Here is a 19051-nt window from a genome sequence, read left to right as displayed (position 1 = left end):
CAAGACGGATGCGAGAGGAAGACAGCAGCATGCCGACCGACGACGCCCCGCGAATCCTGATCGACGAACTCGTCCTCTCTTACGGGGCACGCCGCATCCTCGACGGCCTGTCGCTGCGCGTCCCCGCCGGCAGCATCACCGCCCTGCTGGGCGGCAACGGTGCCGGCAAGTCGACCACCCTGGCCGCGCTGCTGGGCTTCGCGCGGGCGCAATCGGGAATGATCGCGGTCGACGGCATCGACCCGGCCGCCGCGCCCGACGCGGTCCGGCGGCGGGTCGCCTACCTGCCCGAGAACGTCGCCCTCTACGAGCACCTCACCGCCGTCGAGAATGCCGACTATCTGCTCGCGCTATCGGACGAGCGTCACGGTCGCGAGGCGATCACGTCGGCACTCGCCGCCGCCGGCCTGCAGCGGGACGCGTGGGACCAGCGGCTCGGCGGCTTCTCCAAGGGCATGCGGCAGAAGGTGGCGATCGCGGTCGCGCTGCTGCGCGAGGTGCCCGTGCTCCTGCTCGACGAGCCGACCTCTGGGCTCGACCCGCGCGCGACCGCCGACTTCAACGCGCTGCTGGTGGCGGTGCGCGATCGCGGCACCGCGGTGCTGATGGTGACGCACGACCTGCTCTCCGCCGCCGACATCGCCGACCGCATCGGCTTCCTCGAGGGCGGCAGGATCGTCCACGATGTCGCCGCGGCTGGCCCGGCGCGGTTCGACGTGCGTGCGCTGCACGCGCGCTTCGCCGTCGCCGCAAAGCGCGACGCGGCATGAGCGCGCTCACCCTCATCGCTCGCGACGAGCTACGCCTGATGCGGCGCAACCGGGTCGCGGTGATCGCGCTCGCGCTGCTGGTGCTGCTGTCGCTGACCGCGACGCTCAGCTCCTGGGCGCACCAGCGCGCGAGCGCCGACCTGCGCCTCCGCCACCAGCATGAGGCGGAACATGCCTTCGACGCCCAGCCGGATCGTCACCCGCACCGCATGGTGCACTACGGCCACTTCATCTTCCGCCCGCTCGGCCCGCTCGCCGCGTTCGACCCCGGGGTCGACGCCTTCACCGGCAGCAGCATGTTCCTCGAGGGTCACCGCCAGAACACCGCCAATTTCGGCGACGTGCGACAGAGCTCGCTGCTGGTCCGCTTCGGTCAGCTGACACCGGCCTTCGTCCTGCAGGCGGTCGCGCCGCTGCTGCTCATCTTCCTCGGCTTCGGGGCGGTCGCGCGTGAGACCGAGCGGGGCACGCTGCGTCTGCTCCTGCTGCAGGGCGTCGGGCGGACGCGCCTGGTAGCGGGCAAATTGCTGGCACTCGGCGCCGTCGCGCTCGTCGCGGGTCTCCCCGCGATGGTCGGCCTGATCGCCATCGCGGCGCAGCCGGGCGCGCTCGCGCTTCCGATCGCCACGCTGGCGCTGGGCTATGCCGGCTACCTCGGGCTCTGGGTAATGCTGATCATGCTGGTGTCGGCGCTGGTGCGCCGAAGCCGTGACGCGCTGCTGATCCTGGTGGCGCTCTGGGCGGTGACGGTCGTGCTCCTGCCCCGCGTCGCGCCGGACCTAGCGAGCGCCGCCGTGCCGCTCACGAACCGTCTGCAGACCGACGTCGCCATCGCGCGCGACCTGCGCCAGCTGGGCGACAGTCACGATCCCGAGGACGCCCACTTCGCGGCGTTCCAACGCGCGACGCTGCGCCGCTTCGGCGTGACGCGGATCGAGGACCTGCCCGTCAACTACAAGGGTTTGCTCGCGGTCGAGGGCGAGCGGCTCACGTCCGCGCTGTTCGACCGCTACGCCGATCGCAGCTACGCCGCGCAGGACCGCCAGAACATGCTGGTCGGCATCGCCGGCGTGCTGAGCCCGGCAATCGCGCTGCGATCGCTGTCGATGGCGGCGGCGGGTACTGACTTCACGGGTCACCGCCGCTTCCTCGAGCAGGCGGAGGCCTATCGCTACGATCTCGTGCAGCGGCTCAACCGGATGGAGGCGGAGGCAGTCAGCTATGCCGACGATGTCGCCGAGGACGTCGACGCCGATCGACGCAAGCGCGTCTCCGGCGACAGCTGGGGCCGGCTCCCCGACTTCCACTATCGTGCGCCGAGCGGCGCGGAGCTTGCGGCGCGAGCCCTGCCCGGGCTGGCCGTGGTGCTCGTCTGGCTCGTCACGGCGGGCGGCGCCCTCGCCATGGTCGCGCGCCGTCTGGGAGACCGCCGATGAGGCTCTGGGTGCATGAGGTGCGGCTGCTGCTCCGCGCGCGGCTGACCGTCGTCGTTCTCGCGCTTCTCGTGGCGCTGACGATCGCCGCCCTCGCTGCCGGCGTGGCCGAGGTGTCGCGCCAGCGCGCCGCGATCGCGGCAATCCCTGCGGCGCAGGCGGAGGATATCGCCGCCGTCGCCGCCTATGTCGATCGCAGCAAGGACGCGGGGAGCGCGGCCTATTACAGCTTCCATCCGACGTGGGACTCGCCCGCGCCGCTCGCCTTCGCCGCGATCGGCATGCGCGACGTGTCGCCCTATATCCTGCGCGTCCGGGCGCTCGGGCTGGAGGCGCAGATCTACGACGGCGACACGTTCAACCCCGAGCTGGCGCTGCCCGGTCGCTTCGACTTCGCCTTCGTGCTGGTGTTCCTGGCGCCGCTGTTCGTGATCGCCTTGTTCCACGACATGGTGTCGGGCGAGCGCGAGGCCGGCCGCTGGCGCATGCTGGCGGCGCTGCCGCGGGGAGGCACCGCGCTGACGCGGCGGCGCACGCTGCTGCGCCTCGCGCTCCTGTGGCTCGCGCTGGCACTGCCCTTCGCCGTGGTCGCGGCCTGGTCAGGCGTCCTGCTGGGATCGATCCTCGTTGTGACGCTCGTCATCGCGGCCTATCTGCTGTTCTGGATCGGCATTGCGGCGCTGGTCGGCCGGCTACGCTGGAGCTCGGTGGCAAACGCGGCGACGCTCGCCGCCGGCTGGCTGGTGCTCGTGCTCGTCGTGCCCACGCTGGCGCACGTCGCGATCAACCGCGCGGTGCCGGTGGCGCAGGGTGCGGAGATCGCGCTGGCGCAGCGCGAGCAGGTGAACCACGCCTGGGACATCCCGCGCGAGGAGACGATGCGGCGCTTCTACGCGCACCATCCGCGCTGGGCCGACTCGCCGCCGCTCGGGGCGGCGTTCCACTACAAATGGTACCTCGCCTTCCACCAGGTCGGCGACGAGAGCGTCGCCGCCAGCGTCGCGGCCTATCGCGACGGTCTCGAGCGCCGCGACGCGCTCGCGCGCGCGCTCGGCTGGGCGCTGCCGTCGGTCGGCGTACAGGCGCTGCTGACCGGTCTGGCAGAGACCGACCTACGCGCGCAACTCGCCTACCAGGATCGCATCCGGGCGTTCCACCGCCGGCTGCGCGAGTTCTATTACGCTTACCTGTTCCACGATCGTCCCTTCGGCGCGGACGACTTTCGGCTCGCACCGAGCTACGAGGATGTCACCCGCCCGAAAGGCATGGCGGCGCGGTTCGTGACACCCGCCGCGATGCTCGACCGACGCCCTCTCGCGCCGCCCTCCTCCTGATCCTGACGCGCCGAGACCGGCGCTGCCCGCGGACGCGATGTCCGCTGGCAGCGCCGGGAGCGGTCAGAGGCCGAAGCGCAGCGTCGCGCGCAGGTCGCGGCCGGCGAGCGGGGCGAAGTCCTTGAGGAAGCTCGCCGCTCGCCGCGCGGTCACGTCGAAGATATTGTTCGCGCTCAGGACCAGCTGGGTCTTGCTGTCACGTCCGAAGGGCGAGAGGCTCACGCTGGCGTTGACCATCGTATAGTCGTCGGTCCGCGTCTCGAACGGCGCAGTGCGGTTCTGATCGAATGCATGTTCCACCTCCGCGCGGGCGGTGAACCGGTCGCCCTGCGCCTCGAGCCCGCCGAGCACGCGCGGCGCCGGGATCCGCGGGACCGGACCCTGGTCGACGATGTTCGCGTGCACATAGTCGCCCAGCACGTCGGCGTTGATCCGCGTGGTACCCAGGGTGAACAGGTTGGCGGAGAGATCCGCCTCGAAGCCGTAGTAGCGCGCATCGGCCTGCTGGTACTGGAAGCACGGCAGATCGACCTCGCGGTCGATCGCGCCGAACTGGATCGCGGCCGCCTCGCACACCGCCTGGTCGGTCTGGTTCTCAGAGATATAGTTCGAGAACCAGTTGTAATAGGCCGAGGCGTCGAAGTTGAACCGATCGTTATGCGCGTGGAGCGTGGCCTCGAGCCCCCAGCTGCGCTCCAGCCGGAAGTCGGCGCTGCCCAGCTCATAGGCCTGCGTGCCGGCGTGGCCGCCGTTCGCGAACAGCTCTTCCGCCGACGGCGCGCGCTCGGTGTAGGAGCCGTTCAGACCCACGCGGATCGCGTCGGAGAGACCGTAGGACGCGCCCAGCGACCCCGAAAAGGCGCCGAAGTTGCGGCGGCCGGCGAAGAAGCGCTGGTCGGCGTCGTTCTTGGCGGTCAGGTCACTCCACTCGTAGCGGGCTCCCGCCTCAGCCTTCAGCGCACCGAAGTCGAGCTGCTGCAGCGTGAACAGGCCGGTCTGGTTGGTCTCGTTGCGCGGCAGGAAGGCCTCCTCGCCGACCACGTTGAACTGGCGGTTGAAATATTGGACGCCCGACGCGCCGGACCAGGCACCCTTGCGCGCCTGGACCAGCTCGAGCCGGCCCTCGAGACCGTTGTTGTAGAAGGCGGTGCCGACGCTGCCGTCCTCCTCCAGCTCGAAGTGGCGATAGGTGGCGTGCCCTGCCCGGACCCGGATCCGGTCGAGGAAGCCGCCGCCGGTTTCGACCTCGCCGCGCAGGTCGACGCGGTTCTGGACGACGTCGAGGCGCGGGGCCTCCTGCTCCTGACCCACCTCGGTGGCGTAGCGCAGCGGGATGCCGTAGAAGCTGTCGTAGTGGCTGTAGCTGACGCCCAGCTGCCCGGTATCGGTGATGAAGCTGGCGCCGGCACCCGCGGTCCAGGTCTCGGAAAAGCTGTTCGGCAGACGCTTGCGGATCGCGGCACTCGCGGCGAAGTCGATCGGCTCGTCGGTGTCCTGCGGCAGGCCCACCTGGCTGAGCGCGGCCGCGCGCGCCGCCGGCGAGAGCGCGTAGCCGCCGATGCGCAGATCGTCGGTCTTCAGGTACGAGCCGTCGGCATGGAGGACGAGGTGCTGCCCGACCGCCACGTCGCCGGCCATCTCGCCCGACCGCTCGCTGGCGGCCGAACCGTAGGTGGCGATGCCGTTCAGCCGATAGCCGTTCTCGGGCACGCTGCGCGGGATACGCGAGTCGATCACGTTGACGACGCCGCCGACCGCCGACGAGCCGAACAGCAGCGCGCTCGGCCCGCGCAGCACCTCGACGCGCTCGGCGAGCAGCGGGTCGATGATGACCGCGTGATCGACCGACGTGTTGCTGACGTCGATCGAGCCGATGCCCTCGGTGAGAACGCGGATGCGCTCGCCCTGAAAGCCGCGCAGGATCGGGCGCGACGCGCTGGGACCGAAGGACGTCGCCGAGACGCCGGGCAGCCGCGACAGCGTCTCGCCGATCGTCGGGCGCAGGTCGCGCGTGAGCGCCTCGCCCGTCAGCACGGACGTGCCCTGCAGCACGTCTCGCTCGCTTCGCTGGATCGGCGCGGTGACGATGACGTCGCGGCCCACGGCGGCCTGACGCGACGAGGTGCGGACGCTCGCCGCGCCGCCGCCCTGCTCCGTGCTCGTGACTCCGGTGCCGCCCGAGCCGGATTGGGCCATCGCGGGTGCGGCCAGCACGAGCGCAACGATGCTGACGGATGTTCTCATGACGATCTTCATTCTTGATTCCCCGATCCCTGTCGTCCTCGCGTTATGCGCGATGTTTCGTTATATCAACGCCGTTGTGACGTTATATTGCCATGTAGCCGGCGAGACGTGATTGCGGTTGTCGGCTGGCGTGCATAAATAGGTTCATGGCCACCATGCATCATCACGTGGATCTCAGCGGCGACGCCTTGCTGACGGCGGCCGCGGCCGCGACCGAGTCGGCCGGTCAGCAATGGACGGCGATGCGAGAGAAAGTCTTCGCCGCGCTGACGAGCTTCGACAAGCCGGCGTCCGCCTATGATATCACCGAGGCCCTGTCGAAGACGGAAGGGCGGCGGATCGCCGCCAACAGCGTGTACCGCATCCTCGACCTGTTCGTCGCCGCCAACGTGGCACAGCGGATCGAGAGCGTTAACGCCTATGTCGCCAACGCTCATCCGGGATGCCGTCACGACTGCATCTTCCTCATCTGCGGCGAGTGCGGCGACACGCAGCACGTCGACGACGAGGACGCTGCGGAAGGTGTCCGACGGGCCGCCACGCACTCCGGCTTCACTGCTCAACGTCCGGTCCTGGAGATACATGGCGTGTGCCGTCGGTGCGCGCCGAGCGACTGACGAGGGTCACGCGACAGGGCGGCCGAGGGGTTGCCGCATGTTGCATCATCACATAGGTGAGCGCCGCGGGGGGCCGACCGCTGGAGGGTGGCGGGTCGGTGCTCCGCTGGTCGCGCGCCGTGTCACGCGCGCGGCGCTGCATGTCCCCGCCTTCGATCATGGACGTCACGCCTTGCTCTCACGCGCGATCACGCTCGCTCTCGTCTCGCTGTCGCTGATCGCCGCGCAGGGGCCGGCGCCGCTACCACCCGAGCTGCCATGGCACGGCACGAGCGAGGCACTCGTCGCCGCACCGGAAGACCCGTGGATCACCCCGGCGGAGACGTCCGCATTCCGGAGGACGCCACGCTACGCCGAGGTCCGGCGATGGTTGGAACGGCTTGATGCGGCGTCGCCGCTGATCAGCCTCCACAGCTTCGGGCGCACGACCGAGGGGCGCGAGCTGCTGTACGTCCGCGCCAGCAAGGGCGAGGCCGACAGGCCGGTCGTGCTCGTCCAGGCGGGCATCCACGCCGGCGAGATCGACGGGAAGGACGCCGGGCTGATGCTGCTGCGCGACATCGCCCTGCGCGGCAAGGCGAACCTGCTCGATCAGGTCGACCTGGTCTTCGTGCCGATATACAACATCGACGGTCACGAGCAGATGAGCGCGTACAACTTCGTTCATCTGCGCGGCCCGGCGGAGAAGGGGCGCGACGGCAACGCCCGCGACATCGACCTGAACCGCGACTACGCCAAGGCCGACGCGCCGGAGACGCGCGCGATGATCGGGCTGATCAGGTCGCTCGACCCGATTTTGTACGTCGACTGCCATGTCAGCGAGGGCTTCGACATGCAGTACGACATCACCTACACCTACGCCGGCTGGGGCACCTACGCGCGGCACCGCGCGACCGCGGGTTGGCTGGAGACGCGGTTCGGCCCGGCCGTGTCGAGGGCGCTGACCAAGTCGGGGCACCTCCCGATCCTCTACCCCAGTCCGATCGACACTCGTGAACCGGCGAGGGGCATCCGACGCAGCCCGGAAGGTCCGCGCTACTCGACCGGCTATGGCGACTTCATCGGCGTGCCGACGGTGCTCGTCGAGAATCACATGCTCAAGCCATACCGGCAGCGCGTTCTCGGCACCTATGTCCTGCTCGAGGCGGCGCTCCGGATCGCGGGCACCGACGCCGCCCGCATCCGCGCGGCGAAAGCGCGGGATCGCACGAGCCGGCCGCGCGAGCTGCTCACTCGCTGGGCGCCCGCGGCGCAGCCGATCGGCTGGGTCGAGCGGTTCAGGGGCGTGGCGTTCGACACGTACCTGTCGCCCGCTTCGGGGCGGCAGGAGCAGCGCTGGCTGGGTCGACCGATCACCTTCCGCATGCCGGTCATCGGCCAGACCGCGACCGAGACCGTGCGCCTGCCCGCTGCGTGGTGGGTGCCCGCCGCGCAGACCGAGGTGATCGATCGCCTGCGCCTGCACGGCATCCGCCTCGACCCGATCGACGCGCCGCGACGGCTGACGGTCGATCGCGTCCGCCTCGTCGATCCGGCGGTGTCGCGGCCGAGCGAGGGACGCTATCCGGTCACCGCGCGCTTCGTCCACGAGGCCGCCGAGGAGGTGATGCCGGCGGGCAGCGTGCGCGTGTCTGCGGATCAGCCGCTGGGTCTGCTCGCCGCCGCGCTGCTCGAGCCGGAGAGCCAGGACTCGTTCCTGGCATGGGGGTTCTTCCCGGAGATGCTGTCACCCGCGCCCAGCACCGACGCGTTCGTCCTCGCCGCGCTCGGTGACCGGATGCTGGCGACCGAGCCGCGGCTGCGCGCCGAGTTCGACGCCGCGCTGGCCGCAGATCGCGCCCTCGCGGCCGACCCGGACGCCCGCCTCGCATGGCTCTACGCGCGCGCCGGGCCGGGGCATGCCTACGCGCTGCGCTACCCGATCGCGCGCGAGCCGAAGCGGTAGGGTGACCGGGCGCGCGCTGACGCGTCGGTCGTCGAGACCGCGCGAGCTCGCGATCGCGCGTGCCTGCAGCCTCAAGCCGAAACGTCTGGAACATGGAGCGGCCGCAGCGCGCGCATGACGCAGCGCGATCCGTTATCCGGCCTCGCGGCCTACACGCCGCCGGGCAGCACCGGCAGGCGAGCGTTCGCGAGTGCCGGCGAGAAGAGAGCGACGCTGCCACGCGCCCCACGTGACGGCGGAGAAAGACGAAAGCGCGACGCATTCCCCAACATCGTCGGCCAGGCCGCTTCTCTCGCCCGGCGACGCGCTTCGCGGGCGGCCTAGAAGCGTGATGACGCGAGAGCCGCGTCCGCCCGGCACGTTCTCCATCCGCTCCGCCTCCACGATCACCGATCTGTCAAGTTAACTTTATATCATCAACCTGCCACCTTCGGGAGACCCGTGCTCGTGTCGATAGGCGGGGTGAACCAACGGCAATCCGTGGCGACTTGGCGCGCGTCGAGCATCGTGCTGATCGCCTGCCTAGTTCTGAGTGCCCTTGTCCTCAACGGCGTCACTCGCGTCGGCCACCAGTACGGGTCTCATCGTGCCCCCGCGGCCTATCATCCTGATCGCCCCGTCACCGCCTCCGACGAAGCCCAGGCGTGCGCGTTCTGCGCCGCCGCCGCGGTGCTCGAGCCGTTCATGCCGCCGCCGTCGCCCGTCCTGGTCGCGCCGCGCGTGCACCAGGCCGCCGCTGCCATCGTCGTCTTGGCCGTGGGTCAGCGGTACTCGCGCGCGCACAGCTGGCGCAGCCGAGCGCCACCTGCGGCGACACCGACCTGACCTGACACTCACGGAGCGCGGCCTCGCCGATCCGCGCGCCGCTGGCCGACCACGGTGACATCCTCGGAGATCATATGCGCCCTTGCCTACTCGCGGGCGCGGCCCTCGCCGCGCTCCTGCCCGCCTGCGCCGCCGCCCAGCAGGCACCAACGACCGACAGCTCTTCCCCGCGGGTCACGTCAGCCGACACGAGCCGCGACATCGTCGTGACGGCCTCGCCGATCAGTCACGATCGCGACGACACCCCCGCCATCGTCGCCAAGGTTGACTCGGAGGACATCCTCCACCGCGGCGGCGCCAGCATCGCCGACGCGCTCGCGCGCGTGCCCGGTATCTCGGCGACGGGCTTCGCGACCGGTGCCAGCCGCCCGATCATCCGCGGCATGGACGCGACCCGCGTCCGCATCCTGGAGGATGGCACGAGCTCGTCCGACGTGTCCGACATCGGCCCGGACCACGGCATCCCGATCGATCCGCTGGCGGCGCGCAGCATCGAGGTCGTGCGCGGCGCGGGCACGCTGCGATATGGCAGCCAGGCGATCGGCGGTGTCGTCAACGTCCTCAACAACCGTGTGCCCACAGCACTGCCGGACAAGCCTCTGTCGGCCGAGCTCGACGGTACCTACGGCACCGTCTCCGACCTCTACCAGGGCGCGGCGCTGGTGGACGCCGCTGTCGGCAATCTCGCGCTGCACGCCGACGGCTTCGGCCGGCACGCGGGCGATTATGACACGCCGCTGGGCGTGCAGCAGAACTCCTTCTTCCGCGGCTACGGCGGCGCGCTCGGCGGCTCGTATTTCTTCGGCAGCGGTAATGACAGCCATGTGGGCGCCGCCATCACGCAATATGACGCCAAATACGGCATCCCCAGCGACAGCACCTTCATCGACATGCGCCAGACAAAGGTGATGACGCGCTCGTCGTTCGGGCTCGGCTCCGGGCTGCTCCAACGCTTCAATCTGGACGGGAGTTACGCGACCTACACGCACGACGAGAAGGAACCCGACGGCACGGTCGACACGACATTCCGCAACAAGGAATATAACGCGCGGGCGGAGCTGCTGCTCAGCCGGATCGGCTTCGTCGACGATTCCGCGATCGGGGTGGAATACCAGCACCGCGACTTCTCCGCCATCGGCGAGGACAGCTCCTACCTGTTCCCCGCGACGCTGGAGAGTGTGGCGGGCTACCTCTTCACCGATACCCGGATCGCCGACCGCCTGCACCTGGAGGCGAGCGGGCGCGTCGAGCACGTCAGTCTGAGCGGCACCCCGCGTTCCGACGTCTATGTGACACCGGACTTCACGCCGCTGAGCGGCGCGATCGGGGCGCTCTACGAGATATCGCCGGCGATCAAGATCGGGGCGACCTTCTCCAGCACCGGGCGCGCGCCAGCGCTGACCGAGCTGTTCGCGCGCGGGGGTCACGATGGGCCCAACACGTTCGAGACCGGCGATCCCGGCCTCCGGATCGAGCGGTCGAACTCCCTGGAAGGCACGCTGCGCATACGGTCGGGCGGGTTCCGCTTCGACGGCAGCGTCTACAGCAGCTGGTTCAGAAACTATATCTACGGCGACCTGACCGGCCGCGTCTGCGACGACGACGGCACCTGCTCGGTCGACGGCGACGGTGACCTGCGCGAGCTGAACTACAAGCAGCAGGGGGCGCACTTCCGCGGCGTCGAGGGCGAGGCAAGTTACGACCTGGTCCGTACCGAGCACGGTACGTACCGCTTCAACCTGCTGGCCGACTATACCCGAGCGACCCTCGACGACGGCAACAACGTCCCGCGAATCCCACCCTATCGCGTCGGCGGAGGGCTGAACTGGCAGGGTGATCGCCTCGACGCGGGGTTCAACCTGATCTACGCCGGGCGCCAGAACCGCTATGGCACGTTCGATACGGTCACTCCCGGCTATGTCGCGCTGGACGGGCAGCTCGCGCTGCGGCCCTTCACCGCCCACCCGAACGTCGAGCTCGCGCTGGTGGGGCAGAACCTGACCAACGACGTCCAGCGGCTCGCCACCGCGCTCAACAAGGACGAGGTGGTGATGCCCGGGCGGCGGCTGATGGCCACGCTCCGCATCGCGACCAACTGATCCGCCCGCGCCGGAACAAGGACCGGCGCGACTGAAGCGGGCGGCGCGCCGGCATGGTGCGCCGTCCGCTTGCGAGCGCTCGGCGCACCGCTTACGACGAGGTTACATCATATCCTCATCTGCTGGGAGCCAACGTGGCCGCACGCCTTATCCTCGCCGCCACGACGCTGACCCTCGCGGCGACCGCGACGGCAGACCCGTACCAACCGCGGAAGACCTTCGCGCCGTTCGACATGCCCCAGCCGGTGAACCGGTATCGCGGCAGCAATGGGCTGCCCGGCCCCGATTACTGGCAGAACCGCGCCGACTATGCGATTCGCGCCACGCTCGACCCTTCTAGCAAGACCATCACCGGGTCGGTCGAGATCACCTACAGCAACAACAGCCCCGACGCACTCGACGTCCTCTGGCTGCAGCTTGATCAGAACCTCTACCGCGACGGCTCGCGAGGCAGCCTGTCGCGCGGCGGGGCGCCGGCCGGCACGACCGCGGGGATGGCACTGGACGCGGTCTCGGTGATCGTCGCGGGGCGGGAGGCGACCGTCGCGCCGCTCGTCAGCGACACGCGTGCGCAGCTCCGCCTGGAGGAGGCGCTTCCCGCCGGAGGCACGGCGACGATCCGGTTACGCTACCATTATGTCGTGCCGTCCGAGTCCTTCGGCGGACGGACCGGCTGGCTGACGAGCAGGTCGGGCGACATCTTCTCCGTCGCGCAATGGTACCCGCGCATGGCGGTCTACGACGACGTGCACGGATGGGACACGCTGCCGTATCTGGCGCAGGAGTTCTACCTCGAATACGGCACCTTCGACTATTGGTTGACCGTGCCAGCCGACATGCTGGTGGCGGGCTCGGGCGAGCTGATGAACCCGGAGGAGGTGCTGTCCGCCGCGCAGCGTTCGGCGCTCGCGCGTGCGAGAGGGAGCGACGCGACGGTGACGATCTGGTTGCCGGCCGAGGCGGCCGCGCCACGAAGGACGACCGGCGGCACCCGCACATGGCATTTCCGGATGAAGGATACCCGCGACGTCGCATGGAGCGCGTCCACGGTCTTCGCCTGGGACGCGGCACGAATCAACCTGCCGGGGGGCGGCGTCGCGGTGGCGCAAAGCTTCTACCCGCCGGAGAGCCAGGGGCACGACCGCTGGGGTCGCTCGACCGAGTATCTGAAAGATGCGGTCGAGCGTTTCTCGGCGAAGTGGTTTACCTATCCCTGGCCGAACGCGATCAACGTCGCCGGCCCGGCGGCCGGGATGGAATATCCCGGCATCGTCTTCGACGGCATCGACGACGCCGGCAAGGAGCTGTTCTGGATCACCGCGCATGAGATCGGCCACGGTTGGTTCCCGATGATCGTCGGCTTCGACGAGCGGCGGCACGCGTGGATGGACGAGGGCTTCAACACCTTCATCGACACCTACGAGTCCGACGAATTCAACCACGGAGAGTATGCGCCCAAGCGCGACAGCGAGTTCGCTCCCGGCGGGGGCAACCCGGTGGACGAGATCCTGCCAATCCTCGCCGATCCGAAAGCGCCGCCCATCCTCTCGCGCTCCGACACCGTGGTGGAGGCCTATCGGCACCCGGTGACCTATTTCAAGTCGGCGCTCGGCTTGAAGCTGCTGCGTGAACAGATCCTGACACCGGCGCGCTTCGACCCGGCATTCCGCCGCTTCATAGCCGCCTGGGCCTTCAGACACCCGAAGCCCGCCGACTTCTTCCGGGCGATGGAGAGCGAGGCCGGGGAGGATCTGAGCTGGTGGTGGCGCGGCTGGTACGCCGAAAACTGGCAGATGGACCTCGCCGTCGGCGGGATCGAGCGGGCCGCCAGCGGCGCGCCTCTGGTCCGCGTCGAGGCGCGTGACCGGTTGATCATGCCGGTCACTCTGCGCGTCACCTACGCCGACGGGCACACGGCCGACGTGCGGCTACCTGCCGAGGCCTGGATCCGCTCGCCCTCGGTCGCGGTCGCCGTGCCCGCCGGCGTCGTCCGCTCGGCCGAACTCGACCCGGACCACGTCCTTCCCGACCGCGATCGCTCCAATAATAGGGCGGCGACGTGAGCACCGAGATGCCCGTCGCCGACGCTGACGGGCGCCGGCCCTCGCTTCGATACCGCACCGTTGAACAAGGAGCCTCGTCATGCGCCGTGGCGACGTCCTCGTTCTGCCCGCCGCCACGCTGGCGACGCCGCTCCTGACGCAGACCGGCCGCCCGGCACCGCAGCCCGCCCCGGCGGGCGATGATGGTCAGGGTGACGCCCCGCCCGCACCCGCCCGGCTGCCCCGCCGCTGGGTCGAGGGCGAGGAGCGCTTCGTCCGGCCCTACGTCCAGGCGAGCGCGCGCGGCGTGCGTCACCGCGCTGAAGCGGCCGAGTGGAAGCGCTGAGCGTCGGGTAACGCGCTACAGGCGGGGGCTTGGCAGGGCCTCACCACGTCGACAGCGACCATCTCCGCAAGTGCGCTTCTGGTCGAACTGCGTCAAAGATGGTTGCGAGGAGTGGCGGCGACCAGCAGCAGATACAATACGTTACAGCTTCATCGTTGACTTAATGTTACAACGTATCTCATTCACGTCACCTCGGTGGGCGGAGTGAAATCATTGCAGTTGGTACGGATGGGGCGACGCAGCACGACGCTGCTCGCATCGGTAGTCTTCGTTATGGGAGCGCCGGCGGCGGCGTCGGCGCAAGACGCGGCGGTCGAGCCGGAACGTGAGGAAGCGGGAGACCGGCGCCTCCGCTCGACGCCGAACGACATCGTAGTCACCGGACGCTCGCTGGAGAGCGACGCCACGATCCTGCCGGTCGAGGTGCTCGCCGGCGAGGAACTGGTCCACCGACGCCAGGGTGGGCTAGGTGAGACGCTGGCCGGGCTGCCGGGTGTTCACCTCGACAATTTCGGTGGTGGCGCCTCGCGCCCGGTCATCCGCGGGCAGGCGCTACCTCGGATCGAAGTCCTGACCGACGGAGCCAACCTGTTCGACGTGGCCTCCGTGTCGCCGGACCATGCGATCACTACCGACCCGCTGCTGCTCGACGCGATCGAGATCCAGCGCGGACCGGCGGCGATCCGCTACGGCGGCAATGCTACCAACGGCGCGATCAATCTCATCGACAGCAAGGTTCCGAAGACCATCCCCGTCGGCGGCCTAAGCGGCGCAACCGAGGTTCGCTACGGCACCGGGGATGAGGAAAAGACCGTTGTCGGCCGTATCACCGCCGGCGTGGGCCAGTTTGCCATCCATGCCGAGGGGGCACGCCGTTCGGCCGAGAACTACAACGTCCCCGACGGATACGGCTCGGACAAGCTGCGCGACTCGTTCGCGGAGAGCACCAGCTACTCGGTCGGCGCGTCGTGGATCACGGCTAAGGGCTATCTCGGCGCCGCTTATTCACGTTTCGAGAGCGAATATGGCCTGCCTGGCCACAGCCACGTCAACGGCGTCTGCCATACCCACGGACTCGACCTGCATTGCGAAGCGCATGGCGGGTTCGAGGATCCGTTCGGCGGTCCCGACAGCCACACGGCGTTGATCCGCCTGGAAAGCGATCGGGTGGACCTGCGCGCCGACTATGACGATCTGCTGCCCGGGTTCGAGCATGTGCGCCTGCGCGGTTCCTACACCGATTACGCGCATGACGAAGTGGATGGCACGCTTCTGTTCTCGCGCTTCACCAACGAGGTCTGGGACGGTCGCGTAGAAATGACGCACAAGCCGATCCTGGGCTTCACCGGTACGGCAGGCGTTCAATATACCGATGGCACGTTCAGTGGCATCAACGTCAACAACCTGCATGTTCCGTTCGGCGACGGCGGTTACGGCTTGGACGGCAGCCCCGATTATCGGTCAGAGAACGTCGGGATCTTCCTGACCGAACGCCGCTCCTTCGGCGCGTTCGATCTAGAGGCAGCGGTGCGCCAGGACTGGCGCCGTATCGACGTGGGCGTGCCCCCATGGCGCGAAACACTCGGCACTGAACTCGCCGATCTGTTCGTCGAATGGTACGGATCCGACTGGCGGACCATCCTGGAGGCTGAGGACGTCGCAGCGTTCCGACAACGCTATCCGACCGTGCGGCACGATCCCTTCTCAGCATCGATCGGCGGCACGTGGAACGCCGGTCAGGGCTACTCGATCGGGCTCTCCTATGGTCATACAGAGCGCGCACCCGGCGTCCGCGAACTTTACGCTCGTGGCAACAACCTGGCGACGAACAGCTACGAACTCGGCTTGGTGGCGGAGGTCGACGGCTTGCAGAACAGGGGCGTGTCGGCAGAGGACATCCTGGAGACCACCGATGCGATCAACCTGACGCTCCGCAAAACGGAAGGCGCGCTAGGGTTCGAGGTCGGCCTCTTCTACCAGGACGTGGGCGACTATGTCTTCGCGCGGCTGATCGAGACCGAGAACGAGACGGGAGTTCCGCACAACTTTCTGGTCTACACCGCCGCCGACGCGCTATTCGCCGGTATTGACGGGCAAGTGAGCTACCAGATCACGCCCGCATCGCGTGTTGCATTGTTTGGCGACTATGTGGATGCGAAGCTGAAGAGTGAGAACGACAACTTGCCGCGCATCCCACCGGGCCGCCTGGGCGCGCGCTACGAACATCGCGCCGGTCCGCTGTCGGGCGACCTCGAATATGCGCACACTTTCCGCCAGACCAACGTCGCGTCCTACGAGACGCCAACCTCCGGCTACGATCTGCTGAACGCCACGCTCAGCTATCGGATTGACCTTGAACCGGCCAAGTCGGTGAAATTCTACGTTCGCGGCACCAACCTCCTTAACGAATTGGCCTTCGTGCACACTTCGTTCGTGAAGGATCAGTCGCCGCTGCGTGGCCGCAACGTCGTCATCGGCATGCGTCACGCCTTTTAATTTATCGCGGGTGCTGCAGCACCACTACGGCACCCGCCTCATTCGACCCGGTCGAAGGAGAGATCTTTCTAGGCGTAAGCACCTATGAAGTTTGGCGAGTCGAAAGGCGGCATGCTCCGCGGGGGCACGCCAGTCACCCATTGCTCGCCTTAAACTCCTCGCCCAGAATGATCCCGCTTATGGGCGGGCTTTACACGTCCCGCATCAGCGCGCGCAGAATGGGCGCGGGAGCGGCTAGGCCGTTCCTCCCAATTACAACGCGATCGAACCAGCAGACGCCGCTGCGCGCGCGGGACCTCGGTGCTACGCAATGCAGGCGCTGCATATCGCCGCGGTGGTGCAACAGGGGCACTCAACCGTCATCTCAACCGCCAATCATTCGTCGTTTCAGCGAGCTGGTCATGGTCTAGGTCGATCGCACCGAACTCGATGATCACGACGAACGGGCGCTGCGACTGGCGTGAGCGCACCAGTCGATTGCGCAGCATCGTCTTCCCGCTGCCGAGCAAACCAGTGAGGACGGGAATCGGGATCAGTGCGTCCGGTCCGGCGAACAGATCGGTCTCGCGCGTCCTCCTGCCGCCAGATCATCGCGGGCGTGCCGAAACCATATCCTCACCGGTCGTGAATGCGCCTCGCCCATGTCTGGAAAGAGCGCTGCGTCGCACAATTTGACAGGTCGTCGAGCGCCTCAAGGTGACAGCGGTCCCGTCGTCTCTGGACCATGTCGTTCGTCACGCCCGCGGCTGCAGAAGGCTCGTCACCATGATGCTAGACACTCCACGCTCCTGCCTCTACTAAGTGATGATATACTGTCTCGCCGGAGAGATCTCATGTCGCTCAATGCACGTCTGCCGGTCACGGTGCTGTCCGGTTTCCTGGGTGCGGGCAAGACCACCACGCTCAATCACATCCTCGCCAATCGCGAGGGGCGTCGCGTCGCCGTGATCGTCAACGACATGTCGGAGGTGAACATCGACGCCGACCTTGTGCGCGGCGGCGATGCCGCTCTGGCTCGATCGGAAGAGAGCCTAGTCGAGATGACCAACGGCTGCATCTGCTGCACGCTGCGCGACGACCTGCTGAAGGAGGTCCGCGCGCTGGCAGAAACGGGCCGGTTCGACAGCCTCGTGATCGAGAGCACCGGCATCTCCGAACCGCTGCCGGTCGCCACTACCTTCTCCTTCCGCGACGAGGAAGGACATTGCCTGGGCGACGTCGCGCGGCTCGACACGATGGTGACCGTGGTCGACGCGCTGAACCTGCTCGCCGACTACTCGAGCCAGGACTTTCTCGCGGATCGCGGCGAGAGCCTCGGTGAGGCCGACACGCGTAGCCTCGTCGGCCTTCTGGTCGAGCAGATCGAGTTCGCCGACGTCGTCGCCATCAACAAGGCGAGCGCGGTCTTGCCCGAGCAGCTGGCGGTGGTGAAGAAGCTCGTCGCCTCGCTCAACGCCGACGCGCGGATCGTCACCTGCGACCACGGCCGCGTGCCGCTCGACGCGATGCTCGACACCGGCCTGTTCGACGAGGACAAGGCGTCGCAGCACCCGCTCTGGGCCAAGGAGCTCTACGGCTATGCGCATCACCAGCCCGAGACGGAGGAATACGGCGTCGAGAGCTTCGTGTATCGCGCGCGGGCGCCGTTCGATCCGGTCCAGCTTCACGCCTTCCTGACCGACGGCGGGCTCGATCATGTCATCCGCGCCAAGGGGCATTTCTGGCTGGCGACCCGTCCCGACTGGGTCGGCGAGCTAGCGGTTGCCGGCAGCCAGACGATGACCGCGCGGATGGGCCGCTGGTGGGGAGCGCTGCCCAGGCATCACTGGCCCGACGACGACCGCTTCGAACGCTTCGTCGCGCGGCACTGGGACGACGTCTGGGGCGATCGCCGCCAGGAACTCGTCTTCATTGGCATCGGGATGGATGAGCGCCGCATCCGCGACCGGCTCGACGCCGCGCTGCTGCCGGTCACGCGCTTCACGCCGGAGACATGGACCGCCCTGCGCGACCCGTTCCCGAGCTGGGAGCCGCGGATGGAGGCGGCGGAATGATCGCCGCTGCTAGCCCGCGCGACGAGGCGGTAGTGATCAGCCGGGACGCCGGGGCGTTGACCCGGATCGGCGAGGTGGACGTCCACCTCGCCGTGTGGCGGCGGGCGATGCCGCACGCTCTCTCCGGCCTGCCAGCGCTCGACTGGGGTAAGATCGAGGACATCGACGCGCCCGTCGCGCTGGACGAACTCGCGAGCACGCTACCCCATCTGATCGCCGGGGCCGGCTATGGTGACCGCGCGGGCGCGCTCGGGCATGAGCTGATCGCGCTCGCTCGCCGCTTCGCCGCGATCATGTCCTGCGCGGTGCTGAGGTTTCGCCTGGAAGTGATCGAGACCGACGCCTGCCGCCGCTTCCACGCCGACCTCGTCACCGCTCGCTTGCTGATGTCGCTGATAGGTCCGGGCACGCAGTGGATCCATGCCGGGAGCGACGGCCCGATAGAGCAACTGCGCGCGGGTGAAGTCGGCATGTTCAAGGGCCGACGCTGGACGGACGAGCCGCTCATCCTTCATCGCTCGCCCCCCGTCAGCGAGACGGGCGAGACGCGACTGCTGCTGGCGCTCGATCCCTGGACCGGGCACGAGGAGGCATGACCACCCGCAACGGAAGCAAAATCATGGTCGGCAGCGAGTGCTTGCAGACGGTGTTGGAAGTGGTCTGCCCCTTTTCGCTATCGTCGGCCGGTACGTTGCTGGGACGCCATCGTTCCTCAATGTGACACGCCTGTACGCCACGTGGGCGGGAGGGTGGCTAGCGCAACCAGCTAATAACGGTGAGAGCACCAGCCGCTCATGAAGGTAGCTCGTGCCGTGACCCGTTCGCGCTTTGTAGCACGCGCTAAAG

At 68.4% G+C, this 19051-nt stretch carries 15 protein-coding genes; 13 read left to right on the top strand and 2 right to left on the bottom strand.

Annotated elements, in window-relative coordinates:
• The first annotated feature begins 29 nt into the window (after positions 1–29).
• The 3 genes from FHY03_RS12725 to FHY03_RS12715 are packed head-to-tail and all read left to right on the top strand — an operon-like array spanning position 30 to position 3537.
• Positions 30–770 carry an ABC transporter ATP-binding protein gene (locus FHY03_RS12725; RefSeq protein ID WP_183931173.1) on the top strand — a complete coding sequence of 247 codons (741 nt, stop codon included), beginning with the start codon at positions 30–32 and terminating at the stop codon, positions 768–770.
• Positions 767–2206 carry a DUF3526 domain-containing protein gene (locus FHY03_RS12720; RefSeq protein ID WP_183931171.1) on the top strand — a complete coding sequence of 480 codons (1440 nt, stop codon included), beginning with the start codon at positions 767–769 and terminating at the stop codon, positions 2204–2206. The genes FHY03_RS12725 and FHY03_RS12720 overlap by 4 nt, the downstream gene beginning before the upstream one ends.
• Positions 2203–3537 (top strand): DUF3526 domain-containing protein, encoded by a 1335-nt coding sequence (locus FHY03_RS12715; RefSeq protein WP_183931169.1) that lies wholly within the window; start codon positions 2203–2205, stop codon positions 3535–3537. The genes FHY03_RS12720 and FHY03_RS12715 overlap by 4 nt, the downstream gene beginning before the upstream one ends.
• A gap of 63 nt (positions 3538–3600) precedes the next feature.
• Here the strand turns inward: FHY03_RS12715 and FHY03_RS12710 are convergent, their stop codons facing one another.
• Positions 3601–5781: a TonB-dependent receptor gene (locus FHY03_RS12710; RefSeq protein ID WP_260158899.1), complete on the bottom strand. Its 2181-nt coding sequence runs from the start codon at positions 5779–5781 to the stop codon at positions 3601–3603.
• A gap of 146 nt (positions 5782–5927) precedes the next feature.
• Between FHY03_RS12710 and FHY03_RS12705 the strand changes: the two genes are divergently transcribed.
• The 7 genes from FHY03_RS12705 (at position 5928) to FHY03_RS12675 (ending at position 16151) form a co-directional block, all read left to right on the top strand.
• Positions 5928–6398 (top strand): Fur family transcriptional regulator, encoded by a 471-nt coding sequence (locus tag FHY03_RS12705; protein WP_183924955.1) that lies wholly within the window; start codon positions 5928–5930, stop codon positions 6396–6398.
• 37 nt (positions 6399–6435) lie between these two features.
• The gene (locus FHY03_RS12700) at positions 6436–8343 is read left to right on the top strand and encodes a M14 family metallopeptidase (protein ID WP_260158898.1); all 1908 of its coding nucleotides are present in this window, start codon (positions 6436–6438) and stop codon (positions 8341–8343) included.
• A gap of 441 nt (positions 8344–8784) precedes the next feature.
• On the top strand, positions 8785–9168 hold the full coding sequence (locus tag FHY03_RS12695) for a DUF2946 family protein (RefSeq protein ID WP_183931165.1): 384 nt from the start codon (positions 8785–8787) through the stop codon (positions 9166–9168).
• 74 nt (positions 9169–9242) lie between these two features.
• Positions 9243–11267 carry a TonB-dependent receptor gene (locus FHY03_RS12690; RefSeq protein ID WP_183924959.1) on the top strand — a complete coding sequence of 675 codons (2025 nt, stop codon included), beginning with the start codon at positions 9243–9245 and terminating at the stop codon, positions 11265–11267.
• 134 nt (positions 11268–11401) lie between these two features.
• Positions 11402–13330 (top strand): M1 family metallopeptidase, encoded by a 1929-nt coding sequence (locus FHY03_RS12685; protein ID WP_311721535.1) that lies wholly within the window; start codon positions 11402–11404, stop codon positions 13328–13330.
• 79 nt (positions 13331–13409) lie between these two features.
• Positions 13410–13655: a hypothetical protein gene (locus FHY03_RS12680; RefSeq protein ID WP_183924963.1), complete on the top strand. Its 246-nt coding sequence runs from the start codon at positions 13410–13412 to the stop codon at positions 13653–13655.
• Positions 13656–13850: 195 nt separating this feature from the next.
• The gene (locus FHY03_RS12675; RefSeq protein WP_311721531.1) at positions 13851–16151 is read left to right on the top strand and encodes a TonB-dependent receptor domain-containing protein; all 2301 of its coding nucleotides are present in this window, start codon (positions 13851–13853) and stop codon (positions 16149–16151) included.
• Between the two features lie 359 nt (positions 16152–16510).
• Here the strand turns inward: FHY03_RS12675 and FHY03_RS21420 are convergent, their stop codons facing one another.
• On the bottom strand, positions 16511–16678 hold the full coding sequence (locus tag FHY03_RS21420; protein ID WP_409314200.1) for a GTP-binding protein: 168 nt from the start codon (positions 16676–16678) through the stop codon (positions 16511–16513).
• Positions 16679–16984: 306 nt separating this feature from the next.
• Between FHY03_RS21420 and FHY03_RS12665 the strand changes: the two genes are divergently transcribed.
• Genes FHY03_RS12665 through FHY03_RS21095 form a run of 3 tightly spaced genes read left to right on the top strand, consistent with a single transcriptional unit; the run spans position 16985 to position 18926 of the window.
• A complete protein-coding gene (locus FHY03_RS12665; RefSeq protein WP_183926596.1) occupies positions 16985–18205 on the top strand; it encodes a GTP-binding protein in 1221 nt (406 codons plus the stop codon).
• The gene (locus tag FHY03_RS12660) at positions 18202–18801 is read left to right on the top strand and encodes a DUF1826 domain-containing protein (RefSeq protein ID WP_183931160.1); all 600 of its coding nucleotides are present in this window, start codon (positions 18202–18204) and stop codon (positions 18799–18801) included. Before FHY03_RS12665 ends, FHY03_RS12660 begins: the two co-directional genes overlap by 4 nt.
• Positions 18798–18926, top strand: coding sequence for a hypothetical protein (locus FHY03_RS21095; RefSeq protein ID WP_260158897.1), 129 nt, complete (start codon positions 18798–18800; stop codon positions 18924–18926). The genes FHY03_RS12660 and FHY03_RS21095 overlap by 4 nt, the downstream gene beginning before the upstream one ends.
• Positions 18927–19051 lie beyond the last annotated feature (125 nt).

It is taken from the genome of Sphingomonas sp. BK345 (assembly GCF_014193845.1).
Lineage (GTDB): Bacteria > Pseudomonadota > Alphaproteobacteria > Sphingomonadales > Sphingomonadaceae > Sphingomonas.
Note: the sequence above shows the minus strand (reverse complement) of the source record. Positions and strands in the feature narration are given on the sequence as shown.